Origin of the sequence: Mesorhizobium sp. 113-1-2 (assembly GCF_016756475.1) — a bacterium.
Classification (GTDB): domain Bacteria; phylum Pseudomonadota; class Alphaproteobacteria; order Rhizobiales; family Rhizobiaceae; genus Mesorhizobium; species Mesorhizobium loti_C.
The window spans coordinates 4,266,234-4,283,923 of sequence record NZ_AP023242.1 but is presented as its reverse complement, the minus strand read 5'-3'; the positions used below and the strand labels follow the sequence as shown (position 1 = coordinate 4,283,923).

20 protein-coding genes and 1 tRNA gene are annotated in these 17,690 nt (G+C 61.7%); 11 read left to right on the top strand and 10 right to left on the bottom strand.

Going from position 1 to position 17,690, the window contains the following annotated elements; translation table 11 throughout:
* The first annotated feature begins 62 nt into the window (after window positions 1-62).
* From JN279_RS20785 to JN279_RS20760, 6 genes are all read left to right on the top strand, one after another.
* On the top strand, window positions 63-947 hold the full coding sequence (locus JN279_RS20785) for a cytochrome c oxidase subunit II (RefSeq protein WP_096446714.1): 885 nt from the start codon (window positions 63-65) through the stop codon (window positions 945-947).
* A gap of 21 nt (window positions 948-968) precedes the next feature.
* Window positions 969-2,738 (top strand): cytochrome c oxidase subunit I, encoded by a 1,770-nt coding sequence (gene ctaD / locus JN279_RS20780; RefSeq protein ID WP_202350125.1) that lies wholly within the window; start codon window positions 969-971, stop codon window positions 2,736-2,738.
* Entirely contained in the window at window positions 2,735-3,439 is a 705-nt protein-coding gene (locus JN279_RS20775; RefSeq protein WP_202350124.1) for a cytochrome c oxidase subunit 3, read from the top strand. Before ctaD ends, JN279_RS20775 begins: the two co-directional genes overlap by 4 nt.
* Before the next feature lie 10 nt (window positions 3,440-3,449).
* Entirely contained in the window at window positions 3,450-4,172 is a 723-nt protein-coding gene (locus tag JN279_RS20770) for a heme-copper oxidase subunit III family protein (RefSeq protein WP_202350123.1), read from the top strand.
* A gap of 9 nt (window positions 4,173-4,181) precedes the next feature.
* Entirely contained in the window at window positions 4,182-4,574 is a 393-nt protein-coding gene (locus tag JN279_RS20765) for a cytochrome C oxidase subunit IV family protein (RefSeq protein WP_202350122.1), read from the top strand.
* Between the two features lie 179 nt (window positions 4,575-4,753).
* Window positions 4,754-5,227, top strand: a complete 474-nt coding sequence (locus JN279_RS20760) for an aminoacyl-tRNA deacylase (RefSeq protein WP_096446720.1) — start codon at window positions 4,754-4,756, stop codon at window positions 5,225-5,227.
* A 54-nt stretch (window positions 5,228-5,281) separates the two neighbouring features.
* Here JN279_RS20760 and JN279_RS20755 read toward each other — a convergent pair whose 3' ends face one another.
* From JN279_RS20755 to tig, 5 genes are all read right to left on the bottom strand, one after another.
* Entirely contained in the window at window positions 5,282-6,100 is an 819-nt protein-coding gene (locus JN279_RS20755) for a DUF2189 domain-containing protein (RefSeq protein ID WP_096446722.1), read from the bottom strand.
* 453 nt (window positions 6,101-6,553) lie between these two features.
* Window positions 6,554-7,492 (bottom strand): heme o synthase, encoded by a 939-nt coding sequence (locus JN279_RS20750; RefSeq protein WP_202350121.1) that lies wholly within the window; start codon window positions 7,490-7,492, stop codon window positions 6,554-6,556.
* A 158-nt stretch (window positions 7,493-7,650) separates the two neighbouring features.
* Window positions 7,651-8,031, bottom strand: coding sequence for a c-type cytochrome (locus JN279_RS20745; protein WP_202350120.1), 381 nt, complete (start codon window positions 8,029-8,031; stop codon window positions 7,651-7,653).
* A gap of 152 nt (window positions 8,032-8,183) precedes the next feature.
* Window positions 8,184-8,708, bottom strand: coding sequence for a hypothetical protein (locus JN279_RS20740; protein WP_202350119.1), 525 nt, complete (start codon window positions 8,706-8,708; stop codon window positions 8,184-8,186).
* Window positions 8,709-8,872: 164 nt separating this feature from the next.
* Window positions 8,873-10,357, bottom strand: coding sequence for a trigger factor (gene tig, locus JN279_RS20735; RefSeq protein WP_202350118.1), 1,485 nt, complete (start codon window positions 10,355-10,357; stop codon window positions 8,873-8,875).
* 358 nt (window positions 10,358-10,715) lie between these two features.
* On the opposite strand from tig, the gene JN279_RS20730 reads away from it, so the two are divergent.
* Window positions 10,716-10,800: transfer RNA gene (locus JN279_RS20730), tRNA-Leu, on the top strand.
* Window positions 10,801-10,886: 86 nt separating this feature from the next.
* Here the strand turns inward: JN279_RS20730 and JN279_RS20725 are convergent.
* The 3 genes from JN279_RS20725 to JN279_RS20715 form a co-directional block, all read right to left on the bottom strand.
* Window positions 10,887-11,279: a RidA family protein gene (locus tag JN279_RS20725; RefSeq protein ID WP_202350117.1), complete on the bottom strand. Its 393-nt coding sequence runs from the start codon at window positions 11,277-11,279 to the stop codon at window positions 10,887-10,889.
* Between the two features lie 165 nt (window positions 11,280-11,444).
* Window positions 11,445-12,029 (bottom strand): GDYXXLXY domain-containing protein, encoded by a 585-nt coding sequence (locus tag JN279_RS20720; protein ID WP_202350116.1) that lies wholly within the window; start codon window positions 12,027-12,029, stop codon window positions 11,445-11,447.
* Complete coding sequence (locus tag JN279_RS20715) at window positions 12,026-13,144, bottom strand: DUF2157 domain-containing protein (RefSeq protein WP_202350115.1); 1,119 nt, start codon at window positions 13,142-13,144, stop codon at window positions 12,026-12,028. The genes JN279_RS20720 and JN279_RS20715 overlap by 4 nt, the downstream gene beginning before the upstream one ends.
* A gap of 235 nt (window positions 13,145-13,379) precedes the next feature.
* Between JN279_RS20715 and JN279_RS20710 the strand changes: the two genes are divergently transcribed.
* From JN279_RS20710 to JN279_RS20695, 4 genes are all read left to right on the top strand, one after another.
* Window positions 13,380-13,520, top strand: coding sequence for a DUF1127 domain-containing protein (locus tag JN279_RS20710; protein ID WP_013531315.1), 141 nt, complete (start codon window positions 13,380-13,382; stop codon window positions 13,518-13,520).
* A 49-nt stretch (window positions 13,521-13,569) separates the two neighbouring features.
* Window positions 13,570-13,710 carry a DUF1127 domain-containing protein gene (locus JN279_RS20705; protein WP_019858543.1) on the top strand — a complete coding sequence of 47 codons (141 nt, stop codon included), beginning with the start codon at window positions 13,570-13,572 and terminating at the stop codon, window positions 13,708-13,710.
* Window positions 13,711-14,279: 569 nt separating this feature from the next.
* Window positions 14,280-15,689, top strand: a complete 1,410-nt coding sequence (gene trmFO / locus JN279_RS20700) for a methylenetetrahydrofolate--tRNA-(uracil(54)-C(5))-methyltransferase (FADH(2)-oxidizing) TrmFO (RefSeq protein WP_202350114.1) — start codon at window positions 14,280-14,282, stop codon at window positions 15,687-15,689.
* A 4-nt stretch (window positions 15,690-15,693) separates the two neighbouring features.
* Window positions 15,694-16,242, top strand: a complete 549-nt coding sequence (locus JN279_RS20695; RefSeq protein ID WP_202350113.1) for a hypothetical protein — start codon at window positions 15,694-15,696, stop codon at window positions 16,240-16,242.
* A gap of 5 nt (window positions 16,243-16,247) precedes the next feature.
* Here the strand turns inward: JN279_RS20695 and JN279_RS20690 are convergent, their stop codons facing one another.
* Window positions 16,248-17,198, bottom strand: a complete 951-nt coding sequence (locus tag JN279_RS20690; RefSeq protein WP_202350112.1) for a sterol desaturase family protein — start codon at window positions 17,196-17,198, stop codon at window positions 16,248-16,250.
* A complete protein-coding gene (locus JN279_RS20685; RefSeq protein ID WP_202350111.1) occupies window positions 17,198-17,632 on the bottom strand; it encodes a hypothetical protein in 435 nt (144 codons plus the stop codon). The genes JN279_RS20690 and JN279_RS20685 overlap by 1 nt, the downstream gene beginning before the upstream one ends.
* Window positions 17,633-17,690: the final 58 nt, after the last annotated feature.

Sequence of the window (17,690 nt, the reverse complement as noted above, 5' to 3'; positions counted from 1 at the left end):
GATGCGGCCTGGTATTTCGCAGGCCTGCTTCGCGCGCCGCGAAATATCCGGAGGAACGGGACATGGCCATTGCGCTTGTACTCGTTTTGATCGTTGTGGGCTCGGTGTTGTTCCACTTCCTGAGCCCATGGTGGTGGACGCCGATTGCCTCGAACTGGGACTATATCGACAACACCATCATCATCACGTTCTGGATCACCGGCGCCGTCTTCGCCGCCGTCGTTCTTTTCATGGCCTATTGTGTGTTCCGCTTCCGGCACAAGGAAGGCAACCGCGCGGCCTATGAACCGGAGAACAAGCGGCTGGAATCGTGGCTGACGATCGTCACCGCGGTCGGCGTAACCTCCTTGCTGGTGCCTGGCCTGTTCGTCTGGAGCCGCTTCGTCAACGTTCCGAGCGATGCCACCGAGATCGAGGTCATTGGCCAGCAATGGCAGTGGAGCTTCCGCTTGCCCGGCAAGGACGGCAAGCTCGGCACGTCGGACACCCGCGACGTATCAGCTGAAAACCCGCTCGGTGTTATCCCCGGCGATCCCAACGGCCAGGACGATGTCGTGGTCGAAGCGGCGGACCTGCATCTGCCGGTCGGCAAGCCGGTCAAGGTGCTGCTGCGCTCGATCGACGTGCTGCACGATTTCTACATACCGGAATTCCGCGCCAAGATGGACATGATCCCGGGTTCGGTCACCTATTTCTGGTTCACCCCGACCAGGACCGGAAGCTTCCAGGTCCTGTGTGCCGAACTGTGTGGCCAGGGCCATCCCCTGATGCACGGCGTGGTCATGGTCGACACCGCACAGGACTACCTGGCCTGGCTCGGCCAGCAGCAGACTTTCGCGCAACTGTCGGCGCCCCAGAAAACAGGCTCGGCAGACCAGACGCCGGGCAGGACGATGCCGTCGGGTTTAAAGGTTGCAGCACAGCTCGAAACCGTCGGGTCTCGCTGAAAAGAACACGGAGGTGTTCCTATGGTCGACATCACCCCTGCAGATGGCATCCCGCCGGCCGAAGTCGCGGAAGTGGAACTCTACCATCCGCACAGCTGGTGGACGAAATACGTCTTCTCGCAAGACGCCAAGGTCATCGCCATCCAGTATTCGGCGACGGCAACGTCCATCGGCCTTGTGGCGCTGGTGCTGTCCTGGCTGATGCGGCTGCAGCTCGGTTTTCCCGGCACGTTCGACTTCATCACCCCGGAGGCCTACTACCAGTTCATCACCATGCACGGCATGATCATGGTGATCTACCTGCTCACCGCGCTCTTCCTCGGCGGCTTCGGCAATTATCTCATCCCGCTGATGGTCGGCGCACGCGACATGGTCTTTCCCTATGTCAACATGCTGAGCTACTGGATCTATCTGCTCGCCGTCCTGGTTCTGGTGTCGAGCTTCTTCGCACCGGGCGGACCGACAGGTGCCGGCTGGACGCTCTACCCGCCGCAAGCCATCATGAGCGGCACGCCCGGTGGCCAGGACTGGGGCATCATCCTGATGCTCTCCTCGCTGATCCTGTTCATCATCGGCTTCACCATGGGTGGCCTGAACTATGTCGTGACGGTGCTGCAGGGCCGCACGCGCGGCATGACAATGATGCGCCTGCCACTGACGGTCTGGGGCATCTTCACGGCGACCGTCATGGCGCTGCTCGCCTTTCCGGCGCTGTTCGTCGCCTGCGTGATGATGCTGCTTGACCGCACGCTCGGCACCTCCTTCTTCATGCCGGCGATCTCCGAAATGGGCGAGCAACTGCAGCACAATGGCGGCAGCCCGATCCTGTTCCAGCATCTGTTCTGGTTCTTCGGCCATCCCGAAGTCTACATCGTGGCGCTGCCGGCCTTCGGCATCGTATCCGACCTGATCAGCACCCATGCGCGCAAGAACATCTTCGGCTACCGGATGATGGTCTGGGCCATCGTCGGCATAGGCGCGCTGAGCTTCGTGGTCTGGGCGCACCACATGTATGTCAGCGGCATGAACCCCTATTTCGGCTTTTTCTTCGCCACCACGACATTGATCATCGCCGTTCCGACCGCCATCAAGGTATACAATTGGGTGCTGACCCTGTGGCGCGGCGACATCCATCTCACCATACCGATGCTGTTCGCGCTGGCCTTCATCGTCACCTTCGTCAATGGCGGGCTGACGGGGCTGTTTCTCGGCAACGTCGTCGTCGATGTTCCGCTGTCCGACACCATGTTCGTCGTCGCCCATTTCCATATGGTCATGGGTGTCGCCCCGATCATCGTGGTGTTCGGCGCGATATACCATTGGTACCCGAAGGTCACCGGTCGCATGCTCAACGAGACGCTGGGCCGGTTCCATTTCTGGGTCACGTTCCTCGGCGCCTACCTGATTTTCTTCCCCATGCACTATCTCGGCCTGATGGGTGTGCCGCGGCGCTATGCCGAACTGACCGACATGACCATAATGACGGAGTCGGCCCATCACCTGAACTCGTTCATCAGCATCATGGCCTTCATCGTCGGCTTCGCCCAGATGGTCTTCCTATTCAATCTGATCTGGAGCATCCGCCATGGCCGCGAGGCCGGCGGCAACCCATGGCGGGCCACGACGCTGGAATGGCAGACGCCGCAAACACCGCCGGCGCATGGCAATTTCGGCAAGGACCTGCCGATCGTCTACCGCTGGGCCTACGACTACAGCGTGCCGGGCGCCAAGGAGGACTTCATCCCGCAGAACGTGCCGGGCGCCTTCGCCCCCTCCAGGGAGCCGGCATGAGTGTCATCCTGGTCTTCTTGCTCGTGATCGCCGGCTTTGCCGGCTGGTGGCTTTCGCACCAGCGGCTAACAACGAAGCCATGGCTCGAACAAGGTCTGGCCAGCGACATTGTCGGCTTCGACCGTTCGGCGCTGCCCACCGCCAAGATCGGCCTCGGCGTTTTCCTCGCCGTCGTCGGCTGCCTGTTTTCGCTGTTCACCAGCGCCTACTTCATGCGCATGGGCCTGTCGGACTGGCAGCCGCTGCCGCTACCGCGCCTGCTCTGGCTGAACACCGGCGTGCTGGTGCTGAGCAGCGTCGCGTTGCAATGCGCCGTGTTCGCCGCGCGCAAAGGCCAGATCGACAACGTCCGGCTCGGCCTTGCCACGGCCGGGTTGACCGCGCTCGCCTTCCTGGTCGGACAGCTCGTGGCGTGGCAGCAACTAACCGAAGACGGCTACCTGCTGAGCGCCAATCCAGCCAACAGCTTTTTCTACCTGATCACCGGAATGCATGGCCTGCACATACTGGGCGGTCTGATCGGTCTCGGCAGGACGACCGCCGGCGCCTGGAACGGGGTGCGGCCGCAGCGGCTGCGCCTCAGCGTCGAGCTCTGCGCCATGTACTGGCATTTCCTGCTTTTCGTCTGGCTGGCCATTTTCGCTCTTTTGGCCGGCTGGGCTGCGACGTTCATCGATATTTGCCGGCAACTGCTGACCTAGGGAGACAGGGATGGCCGAGACGACCGTGACGCATACCGGCCAAGTGGGACCAAGACCAACTGGTTGGCATGGCATTGCCGCCGACTGGGCCTCCGACCAGCGCGCGTTCAAGAACGTGTCCTGGGGCAAGGCCATGATGTGGATCTTCCTGCTCAGCGACACCTTCATCTTCGGCTGCTTCCTGCTCTCCTATATGACCGCGCGCATCTCCACGCGCGTGCCGTGGCCAAATCCGAGCGAGGTCTTCGCGCTGCGCATCGGCGGCCAGGAAATTCCCCTGATCCTGATCGCCATCATGACCTTCGTGCTGATCTCGAGCAGTGGAACCATGGCGATGGCGGTGAATTTCGGCTATCGCCGCGACCGCCGCAAAACCGCGATCCTGATGCTTCTGACGGCTGCGCTGGGCGCGACCTTCGTCGGCATGCAGGCCTTCGAATGGACCAAGCTGATCACCGAAGGGGTACGGCCCTGGGGCAATCCCTGGGGTGCGGCGCAATTCGGCTCATGCTTCTTCATGATCACCGGCTTCCACGGCACGCATGTGACGATCGGAGTGATCTTCCTGATCATCGTGGCGCGCAAGGTCTGGCGCGGAGATTATGACACCGGGCGGCCCGGCTTCTTCACCAGCCGCAAGGGCCGCTACGAGAACGTCGAGATCATGGGGCTGTACTGGCATTTCGTCGATCTGGTCTGGGTGTTCATCTTCGCTTTCTTCTATCTTTGGTGAGAGGCAGATATGGCTGAAGCAACCGCAAACGGCCTCGGGCAACACGCACTTCACGCACATGATGCGCCGGTGGCGCCCGCCCATGCCGAAGTTCACCAGGAGCACCCGATCAAGCTCTATCTGGTGGTCTGGGCGTGGCTGTTCATCCTCAGCACCTGCTCCTATCTGGTCGACTATTTCGGCCTGCACGGCTATCTCAGATGGTCGCTGATCCTGATCTTCATGATCCTCAAGGCTGGGTTGATTGTCGCTGTCTTCATGCATATGGCCTGGGAAAGGCTGGCGCTCGCCTATGCGATCATCCTGCCGCCGATACTGGTGCTGGTGTTCGTGGCGATGATGCTCTTCGAGGCCGATTACACGCTTTTGACCCGGATGACGTTTTTCGGCGCTGGCCCCTGACCGGCACTCCGGGTCGGCCGGCGACATCCGCGGCCGGAAATCGCCCGCGCCGCTTGCCAGTCGGCGGCCTTGAAACGAGCGGCCGCTGATGCATTTCTCCTGGTACCGGAAACGACAGGAGGAACGAATTGCCCTCGTTTCCGCATGCGTCGCGAACTCAAGCAAGAGGGACGCCAAAAATGACCATCGCAAACAGACTTAGGGAATTTATCGACGGCAAGGGAATTTCCTACGACACCGTCCCGCACCATCGCACATCCACCAGCAGGCAGTCGGCAATAGCCGCGCATGTGCCCGGCAGCATCATGGCCAAGTCAGTGGTCGTTCACCACGAACTTGGCTATGCGCTGGCCGTGGTTCCAAGCACGCACAGGATCGAGCTCGGCAGGTTGCAGGACGTCATGGACAGACGCCTCGGCCTCGCCTCCGAAGATGAAGTGGTTTCCCTCTTCGGCGATTGCGACATCGGCGCCATCCCACCGATCGGCGCTGCCTACGATGTGCCGGTGATCCTCGATGAAAGCCTCGGCGACGCCGCCGACATCTATTTCGAGGGCGGCGACCACAGGACGCTGGTGCATGTAAGCGGCAAGGACTTCCGCAACCTGACCAGGGATGCACGCCAGGCCCGCTTCAGCCACGCTGCCTACTGAAGCTGATCCTGTCGCGCCGGCGCCGGCGCCGACGCGACAAAGGCTGGAACGTCCTCAGTTCGCCGGTCTGGCGGAGGCCGGCGGCTCCACGACCTTGCGATAGACATGCCAGGTAGCGTGACCGAGGATCGGCAGCACCACCGCCAGTCCCGCGAACACCGGCACGGAGCCGATGATCAGCGCGACAGCGACGATCAATCCCCAGACAGCCATGGTGATCGGATTCGCCATCACCGCCCGAACAGAGGTGTGGATGGCCTCGTAGGCGCCCACATCGCGGTCGAGCAGCAGCGGGAAAGCGACGACCGTCGTGCACAACACCACGACGGCGAAGACGAAGCCGATGGCGTGCCCGAGGATGATCAGCGTCCAGCCGCGCCCGGTGGCGAATATCTGATTGATGAAGCCGGATATCGATTCCGGCGGCGCCGGGCCAAACAGATATTGGTAGAACATTTGCGCAGTCAGGAGCCACGCGATGAAGATCGCAAACAGCATGATCCCGACCGCCGCGATCGCCGGCAAAGCCGGGGAATTCCTGACCTCGAAAGCGTGCCGCCAGGACGTATCGAGCCCCGCCTCCCGCCTGCGGCTGATCTCATAGAGGCCGATCGCCGCGAACGGGCCGATCAGCGCAAAGCCGGACACCAGCGGAAACAGCAAGGGCAGCGCATTGGCGCCCGATGTCCAGGCGGCGAGCACGACGCCGACGAGCGGGTAGATCAGGCAGAGAAAGACGATATGCGAGGGCTTGACCATGAAATCATCGACGCCACGCCTGAGTGCGTCGAACAGGTCGGAAACACCGATCTTTCGAATTCTCATATGCTCCAGCGTCTCGCTGGCACCTGCAATCACGTGAAAGCTCGCCATGACCGTTCCTCCAGATCAGGTCCGGCAAGGTCGGGGGGTTCACGGTGCCACCGATGTGCATGGCTGGCCACGCAAACGCGACCTGCACTGCCCCTAACATACTCTCTTGTGCGGGACTTGTCGCCTTGTTGGTAAGGGGTTGGTGGTGGCGGGCGGGACGCTGGCCCCGGAAGTCTTTCTTCGATATTCTCATACAGTGCCGCGCGCCCCTTTTTGGCGCGCCCGGGACGCTGCAGGCACTTTTGATTGGCGCATGATCTCCCGGCCGGAGGTCAGCGAAGCGGAAATCGATCCGGTTTCGCAACCGTGCGCCAGGTCGAAGGTGAAGATCATGGACGCAAGGACGGTTCTCATACTTGGCCTCGGCATAGTCATTCTGCTGCTGTTGGGATTTTGTGCGCTGCCATCGTGACGGATCAGCGTGCGGTCTGCAGCATGGCACTTGCCAACCGTTCAAGCGCCGGCTGAAACCAGCGCGCGCATGATGACGGTGTCGGCAAGCAGCGCGGCGAAGATCGCGAAAAGATAGAAGATCGAATAGGCAAACAGCGCCTTGGCGGGCTTCAACTCCTTTTCGGCAGCGGCCAGGACCTTCCAGGCGTGCCAAATAAAACCCACGCCCAACACGGCCGAGACAATTCCGTAGTAAATGCTGGCGAATCCGAAGGCCCAAGGCAGCACGCCGGCCGGCCCCAGAAGCAGCGCATAGGCAAGGATCTGCTTCTTCGTCGAAGCCGGGCCGGCCACATTCGGCATCATTGGAATGCCGGCGGCGGCGTAGTCGCCGACCTTGAACAGCGCCAGCGCCCAGAAGTGCGGTGGCGTCCACAGGAAGATGATCAGGAACAGGACCAAGCTTTCGACGCCAACGGCGCCGGTGGCCGCCGCCCAGCCGATGACTGGAGGAAGGGCGCCGGCGGCACCGCCAATGACGATGTTCTGCGGCGTCGAGCGTTTCAGCCACATGGTGTAGATGACGACGTAGAAGAAGATGGTGAAGGCCAGCAGCGATGCGGCGAGCCATCCAACCAACAAGCCGAGCGTCATGACCGAAAGACCGGCAAGCACCAGGCCGAAGCCGAGCGCCTCGCCCGGCATGACACGGCCGGACGGAACCGGCCGCTTTGACGTACGTGACATCAGCGCGTCGATGTCCGCATCATACCACATGTTAAGAGCCCCGGCCGCCCCTGCCCCGATCGCAATCGCCCCGATAGCGATCACGGCGATGACCGGATTCATCGCAACGGGAGCCACCATCAGGCCGACGAAAGCGGTGAAGATGGAGAGCGCCATGACGCGCGGCTTTAGCAGCGCGAAGAAATCGGCGGCCATCGCTTCCGAGAGACGGACGCCGGTGTTGTCTTCGAGGTGGCTTTCCTTAGTCGACATTGCAGGCGACCACCGATGGAAGCGGGCAAGCTGGGCCATGATCCCGAACTGAACGCCCGCGAGGGCGAAAACTGAACCCTGTTTTTGCTACGCTGTCCCTTTGATTCCAATAAGATCACGCCAAAACAAGGCGTTAGGCGAATGGCGGAGGAGCCAGGTCACTTGGAGAACGTTTTCAGATAGGCAATGACGTTGGCCACGTCTGCATCGTTCTTGAGGCCGGGAAACGTCATCTTGGTGCCTTTGACCATGGCCTTGGGATCGTGAAGGTAGGTCGTCAGCGTTGGCTCGTCCCATTTGATGCCGGATTTGCCTGCCGCGATCATGGCGTCGGAATATATAAAATCCGGATGCGTACCGGCCGTGCGGCCGATGACGCCGTGCAGCGATGGACCGATCTTGTTCTTGTCCTCGTTTGCAATGTGGCAGACTTGGCATTTGGTGAAGACCTTCTCACCAGCCGCGGCATCCTGTGCCCGCGACGGATGCGCGATGAAGATCGTGACGGAGACCACAGCGAAAAACGTTATAGCGCGCATGGCATTTCCTCCCTGATCGCCATTTATGCCTCGGACGATCGCGCGTGGGCAGAATATCTCTCCCCGGTGGAATTGCAGTACTTACATACCATGGAATCCAGGCGGCGGGTAGAAAAAGCCAAGCATTGCGAAGGTTTAGAACCCCGGCGCGCTCATGGAGGAGCGGTCCGGCAGGTTCCGGCGATCTGCTCGACCGCCTCTTCGAGCCCGGCAAGGTCGAAATCCGCCTGGCCGCGGCCGGACAACAATCCGAACCGCCAGGAAAGCGACAGCCGGCTTGCGGGAACAAGGCGCTTGATGCCGTCGGCGCCGTCGCGCACCAGCATTCGGCCGCGCGACCCGACCGACCAGATCTCGTCGAACTTGCCGCCGCCGTCGACGGTGACCGACATGGTGATCTTGCGGCTGGCCGAAACCCCGTCATTCAATTGCAGCCATTCGGTCCAGCGCGGTTCGCCGTCCGCCCGGCAGGCGATGGTCAGCACCGGGCTGTAGCTCAAGGCACCGCCACCCGTGATGAGCTTGTTGGTGCCATGAAGCGAAGCGGTGACAAGGCCGTCATCGTCCGTGCCGAAGCGCCAGTCGCCGGCAAGCGCGTCGGCTTGCGCGAGATCACAGGCGAAGACCAGAACAAGCGCCAGGGCGACGGCACGCCTCGTTTCGAAGAATAGGCTCAACGCCCCCTCCAGGAACCATACGGTTTGCAGCAACAGCGCAGATAGTGATTAGCGCTTGGTTTAGCCAAGTGCCGCCTCCCGCGAAGCGAATCGGCTGTTGCAGTTTCGCAACGAAAAAGGCCGCCCCGAGGGCGGCCTTCGTCGATTCCATCAAGCCCGGGACCTTATTCGGCGTCCTTGGCTGCCTTTTTCTTGGGCGCGGCCTTCTTCTTCGGCTCTTCAGCCTCGTCACCGGCTTCGCTCGCCTTGGCTTCAGCCTTCTTGGCCGTGGCCTTCTTCGCCGGCTTCGCCTTGGTCGTGGTTTCCGCGTCCTCGTCGTCAGCCATCAGCTCTTCCTTGCTGACCTTGACGTCGGTGACCGAAATCTGGCCGAGCAGGTGATCGACCACCTTCTCCTCGAACATCGGCGCGCGCAGCGCATTCAGCGCCTCGGGGTTGCTGCGGTAGAACTCGAAGGCTTCCTGCTGCTGGTTGGCCGGGAAGCGACGAACCTGCTCGAACAGGCCGCGCTGCAATTCCTCGTCCGATACGGTGACACCGGCCTTCTCGCCGATCTCGGCCAGCACCAGGCCGAGGCGCACGCGGCGCTCGGCAAGACGCAGATATTCGGCGCGGGCTTCTTCTTCGGTCGTCTCCTCATCGGCGAAGGTGCGGCCGGCGGCTTCCAGGTCACGGTTGACCTGGGCCCAGATGTTGTTGAACTCGGCGTCGATGAGCTTCGACGGCGCTTCGAACGAATAGGCGGCATCGAGTTGGTCGAGCAGCTGGCGCTTGACCTTCTGGCGCGTCATCGAGCCGAACTGGTTCTCGATCTGGCCGCGCACGATCTCACGCAGGCGCTCCAGCGATTCCAGGCCCAGGTTCTTGGCGGTCTCGTCGTTGATTTCCAGTTCGCCCGGCTTCGAAACTTCCTTGACGGTGACGTCGAAGGTGGCTTCCTTGCCGGCCAGATGCGCCGCCTGGTAGTTTTCCGGGAAGGTCACGGTGACCTGCTTTTCGTCGCCGGCCTTGGAGCCGATAAGCTGGTCCTCGAAACCCGGGATGAACTCCTTGGAGCCCAGCACCAGCGGCTGATCGGTGCCGGCACCGCCGGCAAAGGCCTCGCCGCCGATCTTGCCGACATAATCGATGCTGACGCGGTCGCCTTCGGCGGCCTTGCCGGTCTTCGGCTCGTAGCTGCGTGCGGATTCGGCGACGCGCTTGACCTGGTCGTCGATCTCGGCATCCGGGACGTCGAACACCTGGCGCGTCACCTTGATGTCGGAGAAATCCTTGATCTCGATCGCCGGAATGATCTCGTAGTTGAGGCGGAACTCGAAGTCGGTGCCACCGGCCAGGATCTTCTCGGCCTCCTTCTCGTCCTCGGTCATGATGACTTCGGGCTGCATGGCGGCCTTTTCGCCGCGGCCCGTGATGATCGAGCGGGTCGAATCGTTGAGGATCTCATTGACCACTTCGGCCATGAACGACTTGCCATAGACCTTGCGCAGGTGCTGCACCGGCACCTTGCCCGGCCGGAAGCCGTTGATGCGAACCTTGTTGCGGGCGTCCGACAGCCGCGCCATCAGCTTGGCTTCCATGTCACCGGCCGGCACGGTGATCTTGATCTCGCGCTTGAGACCGGAGTTGAGCGTTTCGGTGACCTGCATCGTAAAACCTTTGTTTTCACCAATGAGACTGCCACGGCCTCTGCCGTTTACAGCCTGCCGGTATAATCTTGCCGGGAATGGCTTTTGGTACGGAACCTGGCGATTTGACCGAAATTACGGCTCAAACTCTCCCAAACTGCGTTCCAAAATGTGAATAAGTTCTTGTTTTTCCTACTTCTTATCACATTCTGTAGAAGCGGATCGTCGCGTCCCGTCACATTTGACACGCCTTTTGTCACAGGCGAGCCTAATTTTCAACAGTCTTCGCGCTTAGGCGAATAACCAACATTTCGGCTCCCACCGCACATCTTGTCTGTGACATTGACAGAATGATGGCTACATGGGATTGCCGGACGATGCGGATGTGGCGGAACTGGTAGACGCCCTGGATTTAGGTTCCAGTGCCGAAAGGCGTGGGGGTTCGAGTCCCTTCATCCGCACCACCCTTCGCTCTGCGAGCTTCGGGTGGCAGGCCACCCGAAATCGTTAGATGTAAAGGTGTCCTCGACGCTAGCTTCTGGTGGCCTCGTCAAATGACCGCTATCGCGTCAACCTCTATGAGGTAGCCTGGGGACATTATCGCCACCCCGACCACCACATTGGCTGGTTTGTGATCTCCAAACAGCGAGATCTGCGCCTCTTCGATGATCGGAACGTGTTCATCGCGCCTGTAATCGACAATGTAGATCGTGATCTTGCAAACCTGCTCAGGCCGTGCACCTGCCGCATTGAGCGCCCGGCCGAGATTGCCGAATGCCAGGCGGGTTTGCGCCGCAAAATCACCATGCCCAACGAGCTTGCCGTGTATGTCTTCGGGCTGCTGACCTGAGACGAACACCAGCTTGGTTCCCGTCGCGACGACAATTTGCGTGTACATCTCCGGAACTGGCAGATCCTCGGGGTTGATGAGTTCGAGTGACACTGAACAATCTCCTGCTTCGTTCGACTGAAATCGGCACTGGCGATCACCGCGTCACTGGCACATAGGGCGACAGCGGCGGTGCGCGTGGCGATCAGCGGCATGGCCCCGCGCGAACTCTTCCAGGGCGACGCCCTAGCGCCAGCGCGCCGATCATGAGTATGCAGCCTAGTACAGCGGCTCCTCGAACAGCGTTTTGTCGCCGTCGACCAGCGCCTTGATCTGCGCGGCGCCGTCGCTGGCAAGGGCAAGCTTTATCCCGAACGGGCGCACCCTCATGTCGTCCTGGATCGCCATCCCCTGGCCTTCCGGCAGGTAGAAGCGTTCGATGCCGTAGTCGGGCGCGATCGTCATGCCCTCGCTGCGCAGATCCCAGCCCGCCGCGACATGGCCTGCAATATCGGCCTCATCCGCAGCGGCCTGCGTCGGCGCCTTGCCGAACCAGGCGGTGATCGGCATCCAATAGCCGTCGGCGCCCTTCTTCAGCCTGACGACAATCGAGGTGTCGTCGCTGGAGAACTGGCCGGCGGGGATGTTGGCGATCATCTTCACCGGTATGCGCGAGATATCGTAGCCGAGGATGATATAGTCGCCGCGTAACAGGTCCCGTGGGTCGACGGGTTCGATCTTCAGCAGGACTTCCTTGCCGTTGCGCAGGATCGCTGCCCGGCCCGCGATGATCCAGCTCAGGAACCCTATCTGGACGAGCGCCAGCACCAGCGCCGAGATAACAAGCCTCTTTCCGGTCATCATGCGGTGGCTCCCCCCGTGGCCGGACCCTTCATGCGTTTTTCGACGCGGATGATGATGATCGCCAGGATGCCGAGCAGCACCGCGGCGGCAAGGAAGAAGCCGGCCGTGTCGAGCATCGACTGCAGGGTCACGACATAGATCATGGCGAGTTCGAAGGCGAAGCCGAGATAGGCAAGCCAGCGCAACCCGCGGCTTTCACGCCCAGCCAGCACGATGGCGGCCACGATGCCGGCCAGTGCTGTGACCGAGGCGATGGCGAAACCGCTGTTGTAGGTGCTTTCGTCGGCCAGTTCGAACTGGATGATGGCCAGCCCGGTGAGGAAGCCGAACAGTGCGTGCAGGGGCAAATGGCCGCCAAGCTGCACGATCCTGTCGACCGGTTCCGGTGCAAAGACGGCAGCCGCGAAAAGCGCGGCAGAGGCAATGACCAGAGGGATCGCCACCGGCAGCGTCGCGTGATTTCCGGCCAGCAGAACGAGATAGAAGAGCAGCGACAGGATAATCAGATGCCGCGCGGCCGGGCTGCGGGTCCAGAACGAGACGGCGAACAGCACGAGCGCCATGACGACGAAGGCATGCGGAAAGGTGCTGCGGCTGTAATAGTCGAACCCCTTCAGGAACAGCCAGGCATCGGCGATGCCGACCGAGGCGACGGTCAGCGGGTTCGATCGCAAGGCAACCGCCGCCAGCGCCGTACCGGCGCCCCAGGTGACCAGCGCGGACGCTTCGTCGCCGGACAAATGATACATCTGGCCGATCAGCGCGATCGAACCGCCGAAGGCAGCGGCAGCCACGATCCACAGCGCTTCGCCGATCGCCGCATGGTCGCGCGTCTTCAGCACCGCGCCGCCGACATAGCCGCCAAGGATGATGGCAAAGAGCGCCGCGACCCGTGCCAGCCGCGGAATGGCGTCCCAGTTGGCGGCGACGAAAATCAGGATGGCGGCGCCAAACAGCAGCGCCGCCATCATCGCCAGGATCGAACCGAAGCTGAGTGATTTGCGCGCATTGGCCTCGACATCACGCGTCAGGGCATCGGCTGTCGCGGCATCGATCAGGCCTGCCTGAAGCCACCGCGCGATATCGGACCTGACCCGTGTCGAGTAGCCCGCCATGTCCTGCCTCCCCCGCTAGGTCGTTTTTTCAGCCGAACCAGCCAAACCGTTGACGTCACGGCACTTTCCGATTCTGGCTTCTTTGTGTCAGGTCCGTGAAGGCGCGTTAATGTTGCATTGCACAATTTGCATTGCTGCCATGCAGCCATAGCGCTTTTAAATCGATATGAGCCCGCCTACTTATGGTTCGTACACAAACGGAATGATCCGCAAGAAAGACGAAACGAGAACTACCATGAACCTGATCCGCAACTACCGCAACTGGCGCCGCTACAGGGACACCGTGTCCGAGCTGAGCCGCCTGAGCAACCGTGAACTGACCGACCTCGGCATCAGCCGCAGCGACATTCCTTACGTCGCTCGCAAGGCGGTCTAATTCTTCGGACCGCGAATGGTCCGAACAAGTTTCTGAAAAGAGAACGACAATGAACCTGATCCGCAACTATCGTAACTGGCGCGTTTATCGCGAGACGGTTACCGAGCTGGGTCGCCTTTCGAACCGCCAGCTGCATGATCTCGGTATCGTCCGCGACGAAATCAAGATCATCGCCCGCCGGGCGATCTAACGGAATTTCGCTGGGGTCGACCTCCTCCCCGACCTCCAGTGAACGGTCAGCCCTTATCCTCCTCCCGAGGGTTGACCACCAAAACGGCGCCCGCCGCACCTCCTCCCGCGGCGGGCGCTGTTCCCCGGAGCAAAATGAAATGCTCCAAAGGGTTTCGCCCCTTTTCAAAACGCGAAAGAGATTTCGTCAAAGCCGACCTCCTCCCCGGCAATGACGAATAGGCCCGACCTTCACCTCCTCCCGAGGGTTGGCCAACCAAACGGCGCCCGCCGCACCTCCTCCCGCGGCGGGCGTTGTTTCTCCGGGGCAAAACGAATTTTGCTCCAAAAGGGTTTTGCCCCTTTCAAAAGATAGCAAAAGAGATTTCGTCAAAGCCGACCTCCTCCCCGGCGATGACGAATACGGTCGATCTTCACCTCCTCCCGAGGATCGACCCCCAAAACGACACCCGCCGGACCTCCTCCCCCGGCGGGTGTTGTTGTATTCAGCGCCTGGTTTCGCCCTCCGCGGTTTGCCCGCACCAAGCACGGCAATTGCAATCGCTGCCCCAAGCGATTATTCCGGCGCTCATGAGCAAAAATCCCATCCATATCATCGGCGGCGGTCTCGCCGGTTCTGAGGCCGCATGGCAGGCGGCGCAAGCCGGCGTTCCCGTGGTGCTGCATGAAATGCGCCCGGTTCGCGGCACGGACGCGCACAAGACCGATGGCCTGGCCGAACTCGTCTGTTCCAACTCCTTCCGCTCCGACGACGCCGAGAACAACGCGGTCGGCCTGCTACACGCCGAAATGCGGCTGGCCGGCTCCTTGATCATGAGCGCCGGCGACGCCAACCAGGTGCCGGCCGGCGGCGCGCTGGCCGTCGACCGCGACGGTTTCTCCGACGCCGTGACGAAAAAGCTCGAAGCGCATCCGCTGATCAGCATCCAGCGCGAAGAAGTTCCCGGCCTGCCGCCGGCGGATTGGGACCAGGCGATCATCGCCACCGGGCCGCTGACCGCGCCATCCCTAGCCCAGTCGATCGCCGAAGCGACCGGCGCCGATGCGCTGGCCTTCTTCGACGCCATCGCCCCGATCATCCATTTCGACACGATCGACATGGACACCTGCTGGTTCCAGTCACGCTACGACAAGGTCGGGCCCGGCGGCACCGGCAAGGACTACATCAACTGCCCGATGGACAAGGAGCAGTACCTTGCCTTCGTGCAGGCGCTGATCGACGGCCAGAAGACCGAGTTCAAGCAATGGGAAGGCACGCCCTATTTCGACGGCTGCCTGCCGATCGAGATCATGGCCGAACGCGGCGTCGAGACGCTGCGCTATGGGCCGATGAAGCCGATGGGGCTGACCAATGCGCACAATCCGATGGTGAAAGCCTATGCTGTCGTGCAGCTGCGGCAGGACAATGCGCTGGGCACGCTCTACAACATGGTCGGCTTCCAGACCAAGCTGAAGCATGCCGAGCAGGTGCGGGTATTCCGCACCATTCCTGGCCTGGAAAACGCCGATTTCGCCCGCCTCGGCGGCCTGCACCGCAACACCTACATCAATTCGCCGACCTTGCTCGACGCCTCGCTGCAGTTGAAGTCGCGCGCCGGCCTGCGCTTTGCCGGCCAGATCACCGGTTGCGAAGGCTATGTCGAAAGCGCCGCCATCGGCCTGCTCGCTGGCCGCTTCGCCGCCGCCGAGCGGCTTGGCCAGGCGCCGTCGCTGCCACCGCTCACCACGGCCTTCGGCGCGCTGCTCAACCATATCACCGGCGGCCATATCGTTTCCGATGACGAGCCGGGGAAGCACTCCTTCCAGCCGATGAACGTCAATTTCGGCCTGTTCCCACCCGTGGAAGCGGTGAAGATCGAAGGCAAGCGCCTGCGCGGCAAGGACAAGACGGTCGCCAAGCGCCACGCCATCACCTCGCGCGCGCAGGCTGATTGCAGGCAATGGCTGGGGCTGCCGGCGCAGGCGCAAGCTGCGGAATAGCCGCGTGCCTGGATCCGGATTCCGCACGATCCCCCAGCTTCTGCCACCCGGCTTGCGGGAGAACAAGGAACCGTTCGCTGGCGACTACGAGATATACTGGAGCATCTACATCCGCTGCAACAACAAGCGGAAGTTGCGCGAGATCCATATACCGGCGCTTGAAGCGCTGATCGGCAAGCCCCACGGGGGCAAGGGCTGGCTGCTTGAAAACGAAGACTACGACGAGGACCGCGATCGAAGCTTGCAAAGGATCGTCGCCCTGCAGCGTCTAAACGGCCCGTACAACGACCGATTCCTCGTCGATTTCATGAAGACGCTCTATTCGCTGTCGCCCTACTGGACCATCCAAGCCCGCCTTGATCCGTCACATCCTCACGGTGTGTACGTCAACGCGCGATTTGAACGAGAGACAGCTCCGGAGGCCCCGGCAGTTGTCGATGCAATGGTCGAGCTGGAGGGCAGTTTCACGGACGCCATGGGTGGTGAATCTGGACGCTACCTCGGGACGGGTCAACGTATCGGCGGTGATTCTGAACCTGGCGGATCACGATAGATGAGCTACTCCGCCGGCTCTGCACTCACAGCCGGCAGCCCCGGCTTGCCTGCTTCGCCGGGATTTCGCCTGACATAAGCCGCCTTCAGGCTCTCCGACGTATCGCGTGAGCGGTCATGGCTCCAGCCTGGCGGCTTGATCAGGTAGTTCAGACGATCGCGGAGCGTAAGACCCGGCGCAAACGCATCCCTGAACATGCCGATCCATTCGTGGAACGCCACTTTCAGCGGGTTGAAAGTGCCGAGATTCCTAACGATGCCGTAGCGCGGCCGATCCTCCTCCAGCTCCGGCACGAATGTGCCGAACATGCGGTCCCAGATGATCAGCGTGCCGGCATAGTTGGCGTCGAGATAGCGCGGATTGGTGGCGTGGTGGACGCGGTGGTGCGAGGGCGTGTTGAAGACGAACTCGAACCAGCCCCACATCTTGCCGATCGTCTCGGTGTGGATCCAGAACTGCCAGACCAGGTTGAAGCCGAAAGTGAAGGCAATCACCGCCGGATGGAAGCCGAGCAGCACCAGCGGCGCCTGCAGCACGAACATGAAGGTGAACAGCCCAGTCCAGCTTTGCCTGAGCGCGGTCGACAGATTGTAGTGCTGGCTGGAGTGATGGTTGACGTGCTCGGCCCACACCCAGCGCACCCGGTGCGCGATGCGGTGATAGACATAGTAGCGCAAATCATCGAGCAGGAAGGCGGCCAGGAACACCCAGACCGACAGGCCGAGATTGAAGAAACGGAACTGCCACAGCCACAGCAGCGCCCAGTAGGACACGACGCCGAGCAGCAGGCCGGCGACGACATTGCCGGTGCCCATCATCAGGCTGGTCAGCGTGTCGCGCGTCTCGAACGAGCCTTTGGCGCGGCCGGTGCGCACCAGCCAGAGCTCGATCAGGATGGCCGCGACAAAAAACGGAATGGCCAGCTGGGTGACCTGCGGAAAATCATAGCTGTCCATCACGCGGCCTCCCTGGTGGCATCTGACTGGCGTGCTTCAAGAGCATTCAGCAATGCCTGCGCATCGCCGGCATTGGCGAAGCGGAAGCGGCCGCCCTTCCAGGTGAAGTCCGTCAGCCGGACCAGAATTGTGTTGGTCTCGTCGGAATTGGACACCGAGACGTCGGCAGCCGTGACGATGCGGGTCAAAAAGCAGTCGCCAATGCTGTGAACGATGCCGATGCGCCCTCGTCCAAGCTCCAGGAATGCCGTCTTGGCATCCGCCGTCAGGTGGATTGCTCCCGCCAATTCATCCGGAAAATCCTCGGCGAAACGGCGAACCGCCTGATCCGTGTTGGCCAGCGTTGCCGTCTTGCTGCCGCCGGTGAAATGCACGGCGGCAACCGACAGCGTAATGCCAAGGACGACGATCGCGACCAGAACGGGCAAGCTCATGGATTTCCTCCGGGCCGGCCTGTCATCTCCGGCGACAGTTCCCGGCACGGCCGAATCC